The 14,935-nt window shown below is 60.6% G+C and carries 12 protein-coding genes and 4 pseudogenes; 6 read left to right on the top strand and 10 right to left on the bottom strand.

The features are described from left to right. Nucleotides 1-506 precede the first annotated feature (506 nt). Nucleotides 507-761: a recombinase family protein gene (locus tag BPNPMPFG_RS39540; RefSeq protein ID WP_258598408.1), complete on the top strand. Its 255-nt coding sequence runs from the start codon at nt 507-509 to the stop codon at nt 759-761. A 73-nt stretch (nt 762-834) separates the two neighbouring features. Next, entirely contained in the window at nt 835-2,004 is a 1,170-nt protein-coding gene (locus tag BPNPMPFG_RS39535) for a M20 aminoacylase family protein (RefSeq protein WP_258598406.1), read from the top strand. Between the two features lie 880 nt (nt 2,005-2,884). Here the strand turns inward: BPNPMPFG_RS39535 and BPNPMPFG_RS39530 are convergent. Next, nucleotides 2,885-3,070: a hypothetical protein gene (locus tag BPNPMPFG_RS39530; protein ID WP_258598404.1), complete on the bottom strand. Its 186-nt coding sequence runs from the start codon at nt 3,068-3,070 to the stop codon at nt 2,885-2,887. 324 nt (nt 3,071-3,394) lie between these two features. Between BPNPMPFG_RS39530 and istA the strand changes: the two genes are divergently transcribed. Continuing rightward, nucleotides 3,395-4,903 carry an IS21 family transposase gene (gene istA / locus BPNPMPFG_RS39525; RefSeq protein WP_183452348.1) on the top strand — a complete coding sequence of 503 codons (1,509 nt, stop codon included), beginning with the start codon at nt 3,395-3,397 and terminating at the stop codon, nt 4,901-4,903. Next, nucleotides 4,900-5,430 (top strand): annotated as a pseudogene (gene istB / locus BPNPMPFG_RS39520) (IS21-like element ISRm9 family helper ATPase IstB); the annotation flags it as partial. The gene istA and the pseudogene istB, both read left to right, overlap by 4 nt. A gap of 86 nt (nt 5,431-5,516) precedes the next feature. Here the strand turns inward: istB and BPNPMPFG_RS43030 are convergent. The 6 genes from BPNPMPFG_RS43030 to BPNPMPFG_RS39495 all read right to left on the bottom strand — a co-directional run bounded on the left by BPNPMPFG_RS43030 (nt 5,517) and on the right by BPNPMPFG_RS39495 (nt 11,327). Next, entirely contained in the window at nt 5,517-5,729 is a 213-nt protein-coding gene (locus tag BPNPMPFG_RS43030; protein WP_413776968.1) for a site-specific integrase, read from the bottom strand. Between the two features lie 44 nt (nt 5,730-5,773). Further along, nucleotides 5,774-6,544, bottom strand: coding sequence for a tyrosine-type recombinase/integrase (locus BPNPMPFG_RS39515; protein WP_319946033.1), 771 nt, complete (start codon nt 6,542-6,544; stop codon nt 5,774-5,776). Next, nucleotides 6,541-7,518, bottom strand: a complete 978-nt coding sequence (locus BPNPMPFG_RS39510; RefSeq protein WP_258598401.1) for a tyrosine-type recombinase/integrase — start codon at nt 7,516-7,518, stop codon at nt 6,541-6,543. The genes BPNPMPFG_RS39515 and BPNPMPFG_RS39510 overlap by 4 nt, the downstream gene beginning before the upstream one ends. Next, a complete protein-coding gene (locus BPNPMPFG_RS39505) occupies nt 7,511-8,791 on the bottom strand; it encodes a tyrosine-type recombinase/integrase (RefSeq protein WP_258598399.1) in 1,281 nt (426 codons plus the stop codon). The genes BPNPMPFG_RS39510 and BPNPMPFG_RS39505 overlap by 8 nt, the downstream gene beginning before the upstream one ends. 445 nt (nt 8,792-9,236) lie before the next feature. Beyond that, on the bottom strand, nt 9,237-10,436 hold the full coding sequence (locus tag BPNPMPFG_RS39500) for an IS91 family transposase (protein WP_258598398.1): 1,200 nt from the start codon (nt 10,434-10,436) through the stop codon (nt 9,237-9,239). Between the two features lie 9 nt (nt 10,437-10,445). Next, nucleotides 10,446-11,327 carry a tyrosine-type recombinase/integrase gene (locus BPNPMPFG_RS39495; protein ID WP_258598397.1) on the bottom strand — a complete coding sequence of 294 codons (882 nt, stop codon included), beginning with the start codon at nt 11,325-11,327 and terminating at the stop codon, nt 10,446-10,448. Nucleotides 11,328-11,520: 193 nt separating this feature from the next. Between BPNPMPFG_RS39495 and BPNPMPFG_RS43480 the strand changes: the two are divergent. Next, nucleotides 11,521-11,899, top strand: a pseudogene (locus tag BPNPMPFG_RS43480) (ATP-binding protein); the annotation flags it as partial. Between the two features lie 275 nt (nt 11,900-12,174). Next, nucleotides 12,175-12,609, top strand: coding sequence for a recombinase family protein (locus BPNPMPFG_RS39485; RefSeq protein ID WP_258598395.1), 435 nt, complete (start codon nt 12,175-12,177; stop codon nt 12,607-12,609). A 356-nt stretch (nt 12,610-12,965) separates the two neighbouring features. Here the strand turns inward: BPNPMPFG_RS39485 and BPNPMPFG_RS39480 are convergent. The 3 genes and pseudogenes from BPNPMPFG_RS39480 to BPNPMPFG_RS43475 form a co-directional block, all read right to left on the bottom strand. Then, nucleotides 12,966-13,130, bottom strand: a pseudogene (locus tag BPNPMPFG_RS39480) (ATP-binding protein); the annotation flags it as partial. Continuing rightward, nucleotides 13,112-14,428, bottom strand: coding sequence for a recombinase zinc beta ribbon domain-containing protein (locus BPNPMPFG_RS39475; RefSeq protein ID WP_413776924.1), 1,317 nt, complete (start codon nt 14,426-14,428; stop codon nt 13,112-13,114). The pseudogene BPNPMPFG_RS39480 and the gene BPNPMPFG_RS39475, both read right to left, overlap by 19 nt. Further along, nucleotides 14,346-14,660: pseudogene (locus tag BPNPMPFG_RS43475) on the bottom strand (recombinase family protein); the annotation flags it as partial. The gene BPNPMPFG_RS39475 and the pseudogene BPNPMPFG_RS43475, both read right to left, overlap by 83 nt. Between the last annotated feature and the right edge of the window lie 275 nt (nt 14,661-14,935).

Here is a 14,935-nt window from a genome sequence, read left to right as displayed (position 1 = left end):
CTGTTTGCTGACATGGGCTACCAAGGGCTGGCCTCCTGGCTGACAACTGAACTCGGGTGGACCTTGCTGATCGTGAAGCGGCCGCGCCGCTGAGTGCGTGTGCCAGCAGATCAGCCTGCGCCCGAGATGCCGGCAGGGTTTGCGGTTCTGCCGCAGCGCTGGATTGTGATCGCCCGTACAATGGTGCCATCAGCCCGTTTGACTGGTTGGTCCTCATGGACCGCTGTGATCTGCGTCCGGCGAGACGCATGGGCGATGGTTGTGGCAGGATGAAGCCACGTCAGGCAGCGGACGTCGGGAGCGCCGCTCAGGGAGGCCCCCATGACCCGGCAGACGCGGCGTCCGCTCCTGCAGGTGCAGGAGTCCTTCGAGATCTCGCGGTTCTGCCCCGAATGCCCGATCGAGGCCTACCGCCGCTTCGTGCCACCCCAGGCAAAAGCTACCCGGAGAGGCGCCGAACACCCTCGATCGCAAACTTCCGTCCACACCACCCGGAGTCAGGGAGGATGTTTGATCATCGCATCGCTCTCTACGCGCGGGTCTCCACCAAACAGCAGGCTCGGGACCACACGATCGCCAGCCAGTTGGCCGCCCTGCACGAGCGGATTGCCGCCGACGAGCAAGCCCTTCCACCGGATGATGCCTATGTGGATGAGGGCTACAGCGGCTCCGTCCTGGTCCGTCACGGTATCAGTGCCTTGCCGGCTTTTGGTCCATCTCGCTGCGAGATGGGAACAATACACAAAGTGAATTTGACGTAGATTACCCCACGGCCAATCATTGAGTGATTAAGGTACCTTGGCTATGCAAAAATTGCAATTTGGGAGCACACAAGTGCACAGCGTTGAAGCTTTCCGGGATCTGCAGGGGGAGGCAACCGAATGGCGCCGCTATCTCCACCAAAATCCCGAGCTCGACTATCGGCTACACAACACAGCGAGGTTCGTGACCGAGAAGCTGGCTTCGTTCGGTATTAATCACATCGAAACGGGGATTGCGGAGACCGGTATCGTCGCGCTGATTCAGGGTGAAGGCGGAGAGGGGCCGACGATCGGGCTGAGGGCGGACATGGACGCCTTGCCAATACTTGAGGCGTCAAACAAACCATGGTCGTCCACAATACCCGGTAAGATGCATGCATGCGGCCATGATGGTCACACGGCCATGCTGCTGGGCGCCGCAAAATACCTTGCCAAGACGCGCAACTTCAAGGGCTCCGTTGCCTTGATCTTTCAGCCAGCGGAGGAAGGAGCGCTGGGTGGCCAAAGGATGGTCCAGGAAGGGATCATGGAGCGTTTCGGCATCTCCCAAGTTTTTGGCATGCACAATGCACCGGGCATGGAGGTCGGCACATTCAGTATCTGCGATGGCCCGATTCTGGCCTCGCTTGATGAATTCGACCTTATTGTGAAGGGCAGAGGCGGCCATGCAGCCAAGCCGAACGAGACGATCGATCCCGTTGTTATTGCAGCGCAGATCATCGGCGGCCTGCAAACCTTGGTTTCGCGCTATACAAACCCGCTTGACTCGCTCGTAATCTCCATCACCAAATTGAACGCCGCCCAAGCTTACAACATCATCCCTGACCAGGTGGAAATAGGCGGCACCGTCAGGACTCTCGTACCCAGCCTGCGGGACTTCGCTGAACGACAGATTCTAGCGTTGGCCCAAGGGATTGCGCGCGGATTTGGCGGCGATGCCGAGCTCAATTACCGGCGACACGATCCTGTCACCTTTAACCACACGGAGGAGACCAATCTAGCTATCACGGCGGCACGCAATCTCGTGGCGCCTGCCTCAGTGAACGACAAGATGAGGCCGCGGATGGGCTCAGAGGATTTCGCCTACATGCTTGAGGTCCGACCTGGCGCTTTCATCTACGTGGGCAATGGATCGAGTGCGGGCTTGCACAACCCGGGCTATGACTTCAACGACGAGGCCATGCCGTATGGCATCGGTTATTGGGTGAGCTTGGTCGAGACGGTACTGGCGGCCGGACATTAAGGCTATACGATTGAGTGGACTTGCTTCAGATTGGCGAATGGGTTGGAGCGGTTGAGCCCAGCGTTCAGGCTGAAGGGGCTTGGGTCCAGACCTGGAGGGTTCCATGTCGCTCCGCCCGACCTTGAGTGGTGATTGTCCCGGGACAGGATCGAGCGGAACGGCATAAGAGACCTCCGAGACTGCCGTACTTATGCCCCACAAAGAGAACGCGGACCCTGCCTCAATTGAGACCGGTAACTTCCCTGGGGTTATGCGGCTCGGAGTAGAGGTGGTTTGGGCTTGAACAGCGAAGGCACCTGAGGTTCTGGCAGCCGAGATCTTGCGCGCAGCCGATCGCGAAGCTCGCCGTTCATTTCGGCTGTTCGAACCTGCATCAGCATGTGGGCACCGTGCTGAGACCAGCGCATCTGCTGCTTCTTCACCATTCGTTTGGCGACCAGCGAATTGACCGCCGACTCGGCAAGGGTCGTGGGGTCGTGGCGACGCGAAGACTGGCTCGGTAGCGTTTGCCGTAGTTGATGATCGCACCGCGGTTCGAGGGGATGTAGGTGAGGAGCTGCGCGCCAAGGTTATGAAGGCGCGCGACCGCGAGTGACCCTTCTTCCTGCGAGGTCTTGAATTCCGCTACAAGCCGCTCGAGGTCGCGGATCGCTCGGTCCAAGCGTCCGTGCCACAGACGCCACTTTACCCCCTCTGATGTCGCTGTCGATGGACGGAAGCGCACCGGCGAGATCAGAGCGGGATCGAACCATGGGATCCGCGATCTGCTGCATGGGCTTAATCTTCATAGCGATGTGGAACCAGTCGATGATGTGTGTGGTCGGCTTCGGCATCGCACGAGGTAACCGTTTGAGGATCTCGGCGCCGTCGGAAATCACGGTCACATCGCCAAAGCTGCAATACCCCTCTCGCCGGAGAGCGTGAAGGGCACGATCCCGTATCGCATGTTGGCCGGTATTGCTGGTGGTGAAATACCGGCCGCCCGCATCTCCCCGCCCACCACGACCGCAGCGGGCAACAACGATCTCGAAATTTCTTGCTGAGTTTGCATCGTCGCTGCGAACATGAGCGGTATCGATACTGACGGCGGTCGGCTCGATGGGCAAGAATTCCGCGAGCACGCTGGCCGCAGCTCGGGCGTTGCCCGATCCGGGCAGATTTCCTTCAGCGGCGCGAACGCGGCGTCCATCCCTGGATGGCTACGGCGCGGCAATCAACCTGGAAGGAGCGTCAATCAGGATGGGAGCGTCGCCAGGGACGTCACGGAGGGAGGGCGTAGCCCGACTGGAGGGACGTTCCTGGCGACGGCGCGAACCCACATAGGGTTCACGCCGTCTGGTGATCGCGATGTGTCGGGTGCATTTCTTCTTCCCGCTCAAAGGAAGAATGAATGTCCGGCAGTCACATCACGGATCAACAATCGAGGCTCTATATGCAAAATCGCCAGAAGCACAGTGTCCCTGTCGCGGCCGCCAAATCAGGTTTCAGCCCATCCACTGGTTATCGGATCGAATCAGACCCCCGTCCACCAAGCGAAAAGAAGGCCAAACACGAACGACGTCGGCCTGATCCATTGGAAGGGATATTCACCGAAGAGGTGGTTCCCATGCTGCAAAGCGCTCCCGGCTTGCGCCCTGTCGGCATTCTTCGTGAGCTTTGCAAGCGTCATCCCGAGCTCGATTCTGGTATTCGCCGCACACTTGAGCGCCGGATCCGCGCATGGCGCGCGATCCATGGAGGAGATCAGGATGTCATATTCCGGCAGGTTCACGAGCCGGGACGCATGGGGCTGTCGGATTTTACCCATGCACCGGGCCTCAAGGTCACGATCGCCAGCGTGACCTTCGATTACCTGCTCTATCACTTCCGACTTGCATACAGTGGATTCGAGCATGCCGAGATTGTCGAAGGCGGCGAGAGTTTTGCCGCGCTGACAAGTGGTTTGCAGAACGCCCTTTGGTCTCTCGGCGGCGCGCCGCGCGATCACCGCACGGACAGTCTTTCGGCTGCATTCCGCAATCTCAATGCCGATACCGCACAGGACATGACAGATCGGTATGAAGCGCTTTGCGCCCATTACGGCATGAAGGCCAGCCGCAACAATCGCGGCGTCGCCCACGAGAACGGCGCGGTCGAAGGATCCCATGGCGATCTGAAGCGGGAACTGGAAGATGCTCTTCTCCTGCGCGGAACGCGTGACTTTGCGGACGTCACCAGTTTTGCCGCCTTCATCGACGAGGTTGTCGGCCAGCGCAATGCCCGTCGGGCCAGGGAGATCGCCATTGAGCGCGAAAGCCTGCTGGCGCTGCCGCGCAAGCGCCAGCCCGAAGGCGAAGACGAGATCGTCTACGTCACCAGCAGTGGAGGGTTTACCCTTCGCCGGGTCTTCTACACCGTTCCTTCACGGCTGATCGGACATCGGCTGCGCGCACGGCTCTTCAAGGAGCATATCGAACTGTTCCTCGGCGGCACGTCCCTGATGAAGCTGCCGCGCGTCAGAGGCCAGCTCGGCCCCACCCAGCATGTCGTGAACTATCATCACGTCATTCATTCCCTGCGCCAGAAACCGGGGGCTCTGCCCAGACTCGGCTATCGCGATCAGCTCTTCCCCAGGGATGCCTATCGCAATCTCTACAATGCCGCCATGGAGAGGCTGCCGGAACGCGATGCCTGCCGCCTGACGGTGGAACTGCTGAGCCTCGCCCATGAGCGCAATGTCGAGGCCGCACTCGCCCACGCCATCCAGGGCGAGCTCGATGCGGGAACCTTGCCGACGCTTGACGGCATGCGCGCCCGGTTCGCGCCGAACCCGGCCTGTGTCCCGCAGGTCAGCGTCAATCTGGGTAAACTGGTCGATTACGACAGGCTTATCGGCACCCGCGTGGAGGTCACGGCATGAGACCCAACGATCCTGTCGATACCGCGCGCTTGTCCCTGATGCTCACCGATCTGCGGCTGCCGGGCATCTCCAGGGCCTGGCACACCTTCGCCGAGCGGGCTGACACCGAAGGCTGGCCGGCTTCCCGGCTGCTGGCGGCGCTTGCTGAGTTCGAGGTCGCCGAACGCGAAACGCGGCGTATGCAGCGCCACCTCACTGAAGCGCGTCTTCCTCCGGGGAAAACCCTCGATGCCTTCGACTTCACGGCTGTGCCCATGGTCTCGAAGGCCCGGGTCATGGCATTGGTCGCGGGAGATGTCTGGTTGAAGAACGGCGCCAATCTGATGCTGTTTGGCGGGCCAGGCGGCGGAAAATCGCATCTGGCGGCCGCCATCGGCGTCGGGCTGATCGAGAATGGGTGGCGTGTTCTGTTCACGCGTACCACCGACCTTGTTCAGAAACTGCAAGCCGCCCGCCGCAATCTCGATCTCGAAGGGGCCATCGCAAAGCTCGACAAGTACCATCTGCTGGTGCTCGACTCATGTGCAGTACGCAGAGATGTGGAGTCGCCCCACAGTGAGCCTTATTTTGCGCGGCGCTTGACGCGTCGAGCGTCGGACAACTCCACATAATGTTAGAGGCGGCGCAGCCAACCAGTGATATCCTCTCCCTGGAAGACGAAGGCTCCACCCTTCGGCGGAGCCAGTATCCCCGGGAAGACTTGGGCGAGGGCCTGCCGCTTCAGATCAATGTCGGCGCGCGCGTATCGCATGGTGGTGTTCAGGCTGGCATGCCCGAGCCATTGGCTGATCGTGGCGAAGTCGACTCCGGCCTTGAGTAGATGGATTGCCGTGGTGTGGCGGAGGGAATGTGGGTGGATCCGTTTGCCGGTCAGGGTCGGCGCAACTTCGGCGCCGGCGGCAACGCGTTTTTGGAGGAGGTATCAACTCCGAACCGGGTCATCGGAGCGCCCCGGCCATTGAGGAAGATATGCTGGTCTGCAGAATCTTCGCCATTGGTCTGCTTTTTGATCAATTCCTTCAAAAGCTGCGCCGTGCGTGGCCAGATCGGACACAGGCGTACCTTGTTGCCCTTGCCGGTGAATCGCACCTGGTGGGGCGGTTCCAGGCGAACGTCCCGGACCCGAAGGTCGACGACCTCCTGGACGCGTGCCCCTGTGTTGAACATGAGCGAGAACATGGCGTAGTCTCGCCTGCCTGCCGGCGTCTTTCGATCGATGCCGGCCAGCAAAGCCTCGACCTCCGTGGTCTCCAGATATTCGATCGGAGCTACACGTGCGCCCCTCTTGAACGGGATTCCGAGCACTTGCTGGAGGGTGGCCATATGCTCCGGGGTCTCGGCGATCAGGAAACGGGTGAAGGTATGCAACGCGGCCAAGCGAGTGTTCCGGGTCGCGATGCTGTTGCGGCGTTCGCTCTCCAGGGAAGCCAGGAAACGGCCGACTCGGTCGGCGGTGATGTCGGCGATCGCCAGCGATTCAATCGGGCGCCCGCAATCGGTCGTGGCAAATCTCAGGAACAGGACCATGCCGTCGCGATAGCTTCGGATCGTGTGGCGGCTCATGCCGCGCAGCGTCGGAAGATATTCCTGGAAGAAGCGGACGATCGGTCGGCCAAGGTCTGTGGGCTGATAGGCCTTCATGGCTTCGCTCCCGCAACGATGTTGCCGAAGGCGGCCTCGAAACGGCTGCTGGCAAGTTCCCGCATCGTGGGTACGAAGTGGAGGTAATGGGCGGTCGATACGATCGAGACATGGCCCATATAGATTGCCAGGCTGGGCAGGCAGGACTGGACATCGGCACCGGCGCGATACCAGCGTATCAATGCCTGAACGCCAAAACTGTGCCGGATATCATGGACTCGCGGCAAGCGACCTTCGCTGTCCCGTACGTCGGCAGTGACGAACAGACGATTGATGGCCTGTCCCAATCCGGCCCCGGTGTAGCCGTGCTGACCGGCTCGCCCACAACACAATAATGCCGAGGAAGGATAGGCACTAAATGGGGGCGCGAGACGGAGATGCAAATAGCTGTGCAGTGCGCCTGCCGCGTCCGGCGACAGAGGCACGAGCCGGGACTTGTGGAACTTCGATTCACGGATGCGGAGCAATCCGGATTGCGGCTCGACGTCGTCGAGAGTCAGACGGGCTAGCTCTCCACGCCGCAGACCGGCGGTGTATAGGATGATGGTGGCCAGCCGCATGACGGCCGGCAACAGCGGCGAGTTCGTCGTGGGTGCCAGGCTGTCGGCTGCTGCAAGCATCCGCGACACCTGAGCCGGCTCGAGAATGACCGGCCGCCGATACGGCAGCTGTCGTGCGAAGTAGAGTGGGTCCGGCACGAAGCAGCCTGGTTCGGCCCTTCTTCGGAAGAGACAGAATTTACGAACAACAAGCTGTCGGCAACGCCGGGTCGTCGGCGACAAATGGCGGAGGGATGCACACCAGCGGTCAAAGCCCTTCTGGTCGAGATCGCCGGCTTCGCTGGACACGATGACTCGCCGCAGATGCTGGAGGATCCGTTCTTCGTTGTCGTAAGCCCGGCCCAGCGCGCGTTGGTGCGCCAGCCATTCGTCGATCCGGCGATTCAGCGGGGTCAGATGGAGGGTCTCAGGCATGAACGCCTCCCTCGACGAGCATGATTCCCGGGACGGGCAAGGCGACCTTCCGCAACATATCGACGTCGACCCGCAAATAGACACAGGTCGCTTCGAGGCTTCGATGCCCAAGCAAATCGCCGATCGCTTTGACGCCGACACCGCGTCGAAGCAGCCTCATGGCGAAGGAGTGGCGCAACGAATACGAAGACACCCCGCCGAGCGGCAATCCACCCTTCTCCGCACGATAGGTGAAGACCGTGATGATGCCGTAGTGCTTGAGCGGCTTGATCGGGCTGCGGATTCGCAGGAATAGCTCCGGCAAATCACTGTTCGGCCTGCCGGCCTGGAGATACCGATGTAGGAGTCGTAGCGTTCGGCCGGCCAACGGCAGGACGAGGACCGATCGGGTCTTCCGTTGCTCGATCCGTAAGGTTCCTGCTTCCCAGTCAATCGAGTCCAGGCGAAGGGTGGCAACCTCCGACGGTCGGAGACCGTAGTACGCCATGAGATGCAAAATAGCGTAGTCGCGCCAATCCCGGGGATCACGCCGCCGGATCGACGCCAGCAAGCGGCGCACCGTCGTCCAATCCATAGCCCGCGGTGGCAACTCCCCTCGATACACGCGCGGCATGTCGATTACATGCAGACCGCCAGGTGCCTCGCCGCGATCACCCCAATACCGCAGAAATGCCCGTAGATGCGCGATCACATGCTGGAGCGATTGACGGCTGTTCTCCTTGCTCTTGAGCTGGACGAAGGCCTCGACGTCGGCTGCCGTTACGGCGGACAGGCAGCGGTCGGCCGGAACACCTCGTGACAGGAAATCTGCAATCGTCTGTCCGTGATGATAGAGCGACCGCTCCGAGAGCCCTCGTACCTCGGTGAGATATCGATGATAGCGGCGACAGATCTGGCTCGCCGGGTCCGATTGTTCGATCGATATCAGGCGGCCAGTTGCAGCCAGGAACCGGGTGAAAATGCGTCCCGTGCACTCGCATAGGTACTTCGTCTGTGCGGAAACTCCCGACACGACGAATGCCTGTCGCACATCGGCTTCGTGAAACACTGCCCCTGGCTGGAGTCGATCAGAACGAGCAAGGGCCTCTCGGACCCGATAAAGATGAAGGCGAAGCGGATGCCGCAGATGGCCTTGTTCCGTCAACCAACCGGCAAATGCCACCAACTCGCCGCAGAACCGGGACGTCTCGTATCGCTCATGGTGCCTTGGAAATAGATCACGCAGCATAGTGTCCTCCTTGTTGTGGATGGAGAACACGATACGGTCGTTCACTTATGTTGAGTCGCTCGCGTCAAGCGCCGCGCAAAATAAGGCTCGCAGTGGGGCGACTCCACATCTCTGCGTACTGCACATGATGCAGAGCGTTTTTAGCTTGGCGTCGCGACTGAATGGCGGGTGGCAGGAGCGCACTGCGGTGGATCGCGACGGTTAGCTAAAAACGTGTTGGACTAAGCCGCCGGCACGGGTGGTCCGCTATGGGCGTTCAATGAAGCGCCACCGATGAAAGGAGACCGTGTGTGCCACGCGGCCGGGCGATTGAAGGTGTGGCGTGCGCTGAAAGCGGCACGGATATCGGTTCCGGCATGTGAGATCGGCGCCGCGCCCTGCCTGGGAGAGGTTGCCGGTGATGACAGCGCACACTTTTGCGGGACCGGCTCAGTTTGGCTTCCAAGCGGGCCGGTGCGATGCTGATGACAAGGAAGGCGACGCCCTTGCTTCATGACGTGTCCTGATATGGCGGGCGTCCGGTGACGCCGTCGAATGTTTCGATGATGATCATCTGCCCGCGATGGCACGCCGGGCATTGCCTGAGGGAATGCCCGGTGAGGTCCTCGTAGCGGTCGCGATAGTCCTTTGCGGATCGGCTGTCCGCCGGCTCGGGAACCGGCATGCCGAGCCGGTCACGACAGCGGGCGAGCTTTTGCGCGCGATAGCGATTGCCGAGGAAGCCGTAGTAGCGGATGCGATGAAAGCCCTCGGGCAGGACGTGTAGCAGGAAGCGACGAATGAACTCATCGGCCGCGACGGTCATGACCTTCTGCCGACTGCCGTGCCGATAGTCCTTCCAGCGAAAAGCGACTTTCCCATCCTCGATGGCGACGAGCCGATTGTTGGAAATGGCGACGCGGTGGGTATAGCGGCCGACGTAGTCGAGGACCTGTTCGGATCCGGCGAATGGCGGCTTGGCATAGATGACCCACTCGGCCTTTCGTAGCGGCGCCAGATAGCGCCGGAAGGCATCGCGCTCGCTCAACGCCTGCAAGTCAGAGAAGAACTTCAACAGGCCGGCGTCGAAGGCTTTCTCCAGGTGCTCCAGAAACAATCGTCGAAACAGGCGTGAGAGCACGCGGACCGGCAGGAAAAAGCCGGGCTTGCAGGCGACCCATCGATCGCCGTCGGCAGAAAGGCCGCCGCCTGGGACGACGCAATGCAGATGCGGATGATGGAGCAGGTTTTGGCCCCAGGTGTGCAACACGGCGAAGAAGCCGATCTCTGCGCCCAGGTGCTTGGGATCGGCGGCGATGATGCGCAGGGTCTCGGCGGTGGCGCGGAAGAGCAGGCCGTAGACGAGTGCCTTGTTCTGATAGGCAATGGCGGCAATGGGCTCCGGCAGCGTGAAGACGACGTGAAAGTACTGGGTGTCGAGAAGCTCGGCGCGACGATCCTCCAGCCATTGTGCGCGGGCCAGCGATTGGCAGCGGGGGCAATGCCTGTCGCGGCAGCTGTTGAAGGCGATGCGCCGGTGGCCGCATTGATCGCATGCTTCGACGTGCCCGCCGAGCGCGGCGGTCCGGCACAGTTCGATCGCCGTCATGACGCGGCGCTGGGCCGTCGACAGCGACGCATCATGCTGTGCGCGATAGGCTTCGGCGTAGCAGCGGAAGATATCCGCCACTTCCGGCCCCGAGCGAGCCATTGCCGCCGCTCAGAAGTATTGCGGCTTGGCGGGCGGCGGCACGGTGGGCGCCGGACGCGGCAAGAGCTCGAAGGGGCTCGATGTGGCGCAGACTTTGTTGGTGGCGATCCGCAGGTAATGGGCGGTGGTCGCGAGGCTGCGGTGACCGAGCAGCAGTTGAATGGTGCGCACGTCGGCGCCGGCCTCCAATAGATGAACGGCGAAGGCGTGGCGCAAACTGTGTGGCGTGACCGGCTTGGACAATCCGGCGCGTTGATGCGCCTTCTTGCAGGCATCTCCTACGGCGTCCCGTGTGATTGGCTGGCCGGGGCGATCGCCGGGGAAGAGCCACTCCTTTGGCCGCCGCATCTTCCAATAGTCACGCAGAATCTCCAGCAGCTTGGGCGACAGCATCACGTAGCGGTCCTTCTGGCCTTTGCCCTGCTCGATGCGGATGACCATTCTCTGGCTGTCGATGTTCGTGGGCTTCAGCTGTATCGCTTCCGAGATGCGCAAGCCGGCGGCATAGCACGTGGTCAGAATGGCATGGTGTTTGACGTCGAGGACGCAGCCGAGGAACCGCTGAACTTCCTCTGGACTGAGGATGATCGGCAGCTTCTGCGGCTTCTTGGGTAGCGGCAGGACCTCTTCAGGCGCCCAGTCCCGATCGAGCGTCACAGTGTAGAGAAAGCGCAGCGCCGCAATGGCGGTGTGGATCGAGCCGGGCGCCAGCTTCTTCTCGTTGACCAGATAGACCTGATAGGTCCGAATGTCCTCGCGCCCGAGCAAGTCCGGCGACTTACAGAAGTAGCGAGCGAACAGCGACACCTGTTGCAGATACGACAGCTGGGTGTTGAGCGCGAAGTTGCGCACCTGCATGTCCTCGCTCATGCGCTGGCGAAGTTGGGTCATGACAAACTCCTCCTTTGTCCGATGGAATGGGCTGCAAGCAGCCACTCCATGCTGACGCAGTCGGAGCTTGTTGTGGACACATGACCAGCGCGACAGACGACGCGATCAGCACCACGCCGGCGGCAAACACCCTCCTTGCCGCTCCGCAATCGCGGAGCGGGTTAGTCCAGGTCGAGTAATGTTGAGCTCAACATTAATCGACGACATGGCATATGTGACCAAGGATCAGGCTGAAACCAGTGTGCTCTTTGAGCTGATCAGTGCGCGATACGAGCGCCGCTCGCTTCTCATCACCGCAAATCAGCCCTTCGGTGAATGGGACAAGGTCTTTCCCGACCCAAGCAACGCAGGATACCCCTGTTGTTGATCGGTTGGTGTCTCATGTCACGGTGGTTGACCGTCGACATGCGCTCTGTGGACAGCGGTTTGAGGTGGCATCACTTCGGTCGGGGCGCGGACCTGCCTTTATTGTCATCCGCCTTCCGGATGGACGGTCACGCAATATCCGCCGGTCAGTGACGGATTTGTCGCCTGCTAGCGATGATGATCGTGAACATCGTAGCGCGGCGTGAAAGTTAATATCCGTTCGGACTTTGCTTCCGTTGGTGTATTATGCGCGAATAACCTTTAGTAACTCAATGGCGAGTTGCGATGGTTGCTCATGCTTTGGCGCATCGGATTGCGGTGTCTCTACCGGAGACCAGTGTTCCACTGGTAAGGATCAAGCCAGATACGCCCAGCCTTTGGAACAATCTCCCACCGGTATCTCAGCACCAAGTCGCGCAGATGCTCGCGACTCTGATCCGCCGGATGCCGCCGAACGCGCCAGCGGCGAGGGAGCGGTTTGATGTTGGCTATTCCGAGCAGTCCTGACGAGCGGCTCACGGCCGTCCGACGTTCAAAGTTCGCTTACGTGTATGTGCGCCAATCCTCAATAAACCAGGTGCGCCACCACCAGGAAAGCACCGAACTTCAGTACAGTTTGGTGGACCGCGCCGTCAGATTGGGCTGGCCGCCGGATCGTGTCGTCGTCATCGACGAGGATCTTGGAAAATCGGGAAACGGCCAAGTCGAGCGTGGCGGCTTCCAACGGCTCATCGCCGAGATCGGGCTCGGCAACGCGGGTCTGGTGGTCAGCCTCGATGCATCTCGATTGGCGCGCAACAACCGGGATTGGCATCAACTCCTCGAGTTGTGTTCATTGTTCGGCGTTATCATCGCGCCGGCCCGCGAAGCGGCCGCACCGGTACGCGTAGGTCGTGCGTGCGCAGGTAACGCATAACGCGTCGCGCGGTCTGAAGCTCTCTAAATTTGTCGAAGATCAGACGCAGCCGAGCCTGAACCTCTTCATCAGGGTTGAACACGATCTGGCCGGAGCGGTTGTAGGCCAAGCCACCTGGCAGCGGTATGCAAAGCGCGCCTCGCGCAGCCTTCTGCCGCTCCCCTTGATGCAGGCGGATGCGGATCTGGTGCAACTCCGCTTCACTCATGATCCCCGAGAGCCCTAACAGCAGCCGGTCGTGATAGGCGCAGGGATCGTAGAGGCGCTCGCCATCGGCGAGCCGGCCTCCGTTTGAAGCGGGAGGCCGGCCTTCATTTGCGCGACAATCTATCCTAACGTTTGTTTGTCGCGGCGCGTCAATCAGCGAGGGCCGAGGCCAGCGTTGCCGGCGTGCCATCGCTGTTTTCCGTCAAACGGGATATTGCGGTTTTGCGCCTGTAGCTCTCGACATTCATTTCGAAGATCGTCGCGTGATGAACCAGTCTGTCGATGGCGGCCAACGTCATGGCTTTGTCCGCGAATGCTTCATGATGCAACCTTTCCTTGATCGCCTGGTCCGTTGCAGTCGGCGTTGAAGTTGATCGATCTGGTCGCTGGAAAGGCTGATCTGCCAAGGCTGGCCTTTCGTGCTTTGCCGACCGTGGACAAGGCCCTGGGCGAGATAGTCGAAGATGGTTTGAGCCGTCACGCCGATTGCAGCGGCTGCGCCCTGTACAGAGTAGGTTCCATCAGGCCAGCGCGGCGGATTGGCTGCGACGCCGTTGATCTTGGCTGTGGGGATTCCCCAACGGTGGCGTAAGAGCCAGATGTTCTCATAGCTGAACAGCTTGCCTCGCGCCGAGCGGACGCCCTCGTCATTCAATATTTTGGCGATTTGCCTGTCCATATCGCCCGCAGCATTGAGTTGCGTGATCCGCTCACGCACAAGCTCGAGTTCGCCATAGTCTCGATCGTAAGATTGAACTCGCCGTTGGATTTGATGGTCGCTGGTTGCGCCGGTCTGCCAAAGAATCCTGATGGCGACCTGGCCGCGTATCTTCTTCTGGTCGAGAACGACCTCCTGCACGATGAAGCGCAAGATACGTTTGCGGTCTTCTGGCTGGGTGGTTTCTGAGTGCCAGATAGCCGGCAAATTCTCGGCGAGTTCCTGAAGCGCCGCGTGATCCTGTGCCTGTAACACCAAGGGCTCTCGGTCTCTCCACCGACGATATTCCTGCTCGATCTCATCGATCAAGCGCAGCTTGTCTTCCCATGCCTTTTCCAGGGTTCTGGCGACGAGACGATTTTCCGGTTCCACGGTGTCGTATTGTCGTCGAGCCCGCTCGGCGTCATACCGCGCACGTTCCCGCCGTAGCGCCCATTGTTTCTCGAGGCTTCGTGTTTCCTCCGCAATCTCGTCGAGCGCAGCGATGGCGATGGCGATTTGGTCAGGTTCCAACGCCTTCAGGAGGGTTTGGGCGACCAACTCATCTACTGCGGGCGCCCGAACCTCCTGACAGAGAGAGCTGCCGGTCTGGTTGCGGTCCGCCAGGCAGCAGTAAACGGGGCATGCACTGTCGGGGCCGCTGTAGCGCACGGTCATCCGCCGTCCGCATTGGCCGCAGACCGCCAAGCCCTTGCAGCAAAGCAATGCCCTTGCGCGGCGCGCCGCGGTGGCCGGACTCGTATCGATTGGTGTTGTCGGCGAGGCGTCGCTGATTGGCCATGAACTCCTCCCAGTTAATATAACCAGGGTGTGCGTCTTTGATGCAAATATCCCAGTCGTCAATGGCCACCTTCGAGGTTGCGCGGTGCGAACCTGGACCTTGGCGGACCGCATTTATTCGGCGCCGGCCGTAGACATATGCGCCGGCATAGGCCGGGTTGTGCAAAATATGATGGACATGGGCGATGGTGGCGTCTCGCCACACCAGTTCATGGGGCGTGGCCCAGTCGGCGCTAACAAATCGTGGCCGCGTTTCACCCCAGAGAGTTACCGGTCTCTCTCGACGCGGCCCACATTTGATCCTGACGCCTTTGGCGGTCAAGTGCTGATTTGAGATTTGATCCATCCGAGGGCAAGATGGCTCAATCGACCTGGGTGCCCCGCTGGTACATTCTCGAGGTCGTCATTTGGATCTGTTGCAACTCTTCGATTACTGGCGAGGCAGCTTGGACGATTTTCGACGGTTAGGCATTGAAGGGGTGCCAAGCGTCACAGATTATTTCGCGCCGCCCTTAGCTATTCAACAGGTGAAACAAGTGCAGCCGGGGAGGAGCGAGGAGATGAGTTCGCTATTCTCGTCTTTTGACTGGCCCCGATCAGCACCCGAGGCAGGGCGATAAA

The sequence above is a fragment of the Mesorhizobium sp. AR07 genome (assembly GCF_024746815.1).
Classification (GTDB): Bacteria; Pseudomonadota; Alphaproteobacteria; order Rhizobiales; family Rhizobiaceae; genus Mesorhizobium.
The sequence above is the reverse complement of the archived record's forward strand: the minus strand, read 5'-3'. Positions and strand labels throughout refer to the sequence as shown.

Bases quoted from the DNA above. Each gene is read 5' to 3' on its own strand.
- BPNPMPFG_RS39530 (WP_258598404.1), bottom strand. From the start codon at position 3,070: ATGTTCGCAGCGACGATGCAAACTCAGCAAGAAATTTCGAGATCGTTG.
- BPNPMPFG_RS39515 (WP_319946033.1), bottom strand. From the start codon at position 6,544: ATGAAGGCCTATCAGCCCACAGACCTTGGCCGACCGATCGTCCGCTTC.
- BPNPMPFG_RS39510 (WP_258598401.1), bottom strand. From the start codon at position 7,518: ATGCCTGAGACCCTCCATCTGACCCCGCTGAATCGCCGGATCGACGAA.
- BPNPMPFG_RS39475 (WP_413776924.1), bottom strand. From the start codon at position 14,428: ATGCGGTCCGCCAAGGTCCAGGTTCGCACCGCGCAACCTCGAAGGTGG.
- BPNPMPFG_RS39500 (WP_258598398.1), bottom strand. From the start codon at position 10,436: ATGGCTCGCTCGGGGCCGGAAGTGGCGGATATCTTCCGCTGCTACGCC.
- BPNPMPFG_RS39485 (WP_258598395.1), top strand. From the start codon at position 12,175: ATGTTGGCTATTCCGAGCAGTCCTGACGAGCGGCTCACGGCCGTCCGA.
- BPNPMPFG_RS39540 (WP_258598408.1), top strand. From the start codon at position 507: ATGTTTGATCATCGCATCGCTCTCTACGCGCGGGTCTCCACCAAACAG.
- BPNPMPFG_RS39495 (WP_258598397.1), bottom strand. From the start codon at position 11,327: ATGACCCAACTTCGCCAGCGCATGAGCGAGGACATGCAGGTGCGCAAC.
- istA (WP_183452348.1), top strand. From the start codon at position 3,395: ATGTCCGGCAGTCACATCACGGATCAACAATCGAGGCTCTATATGCAA.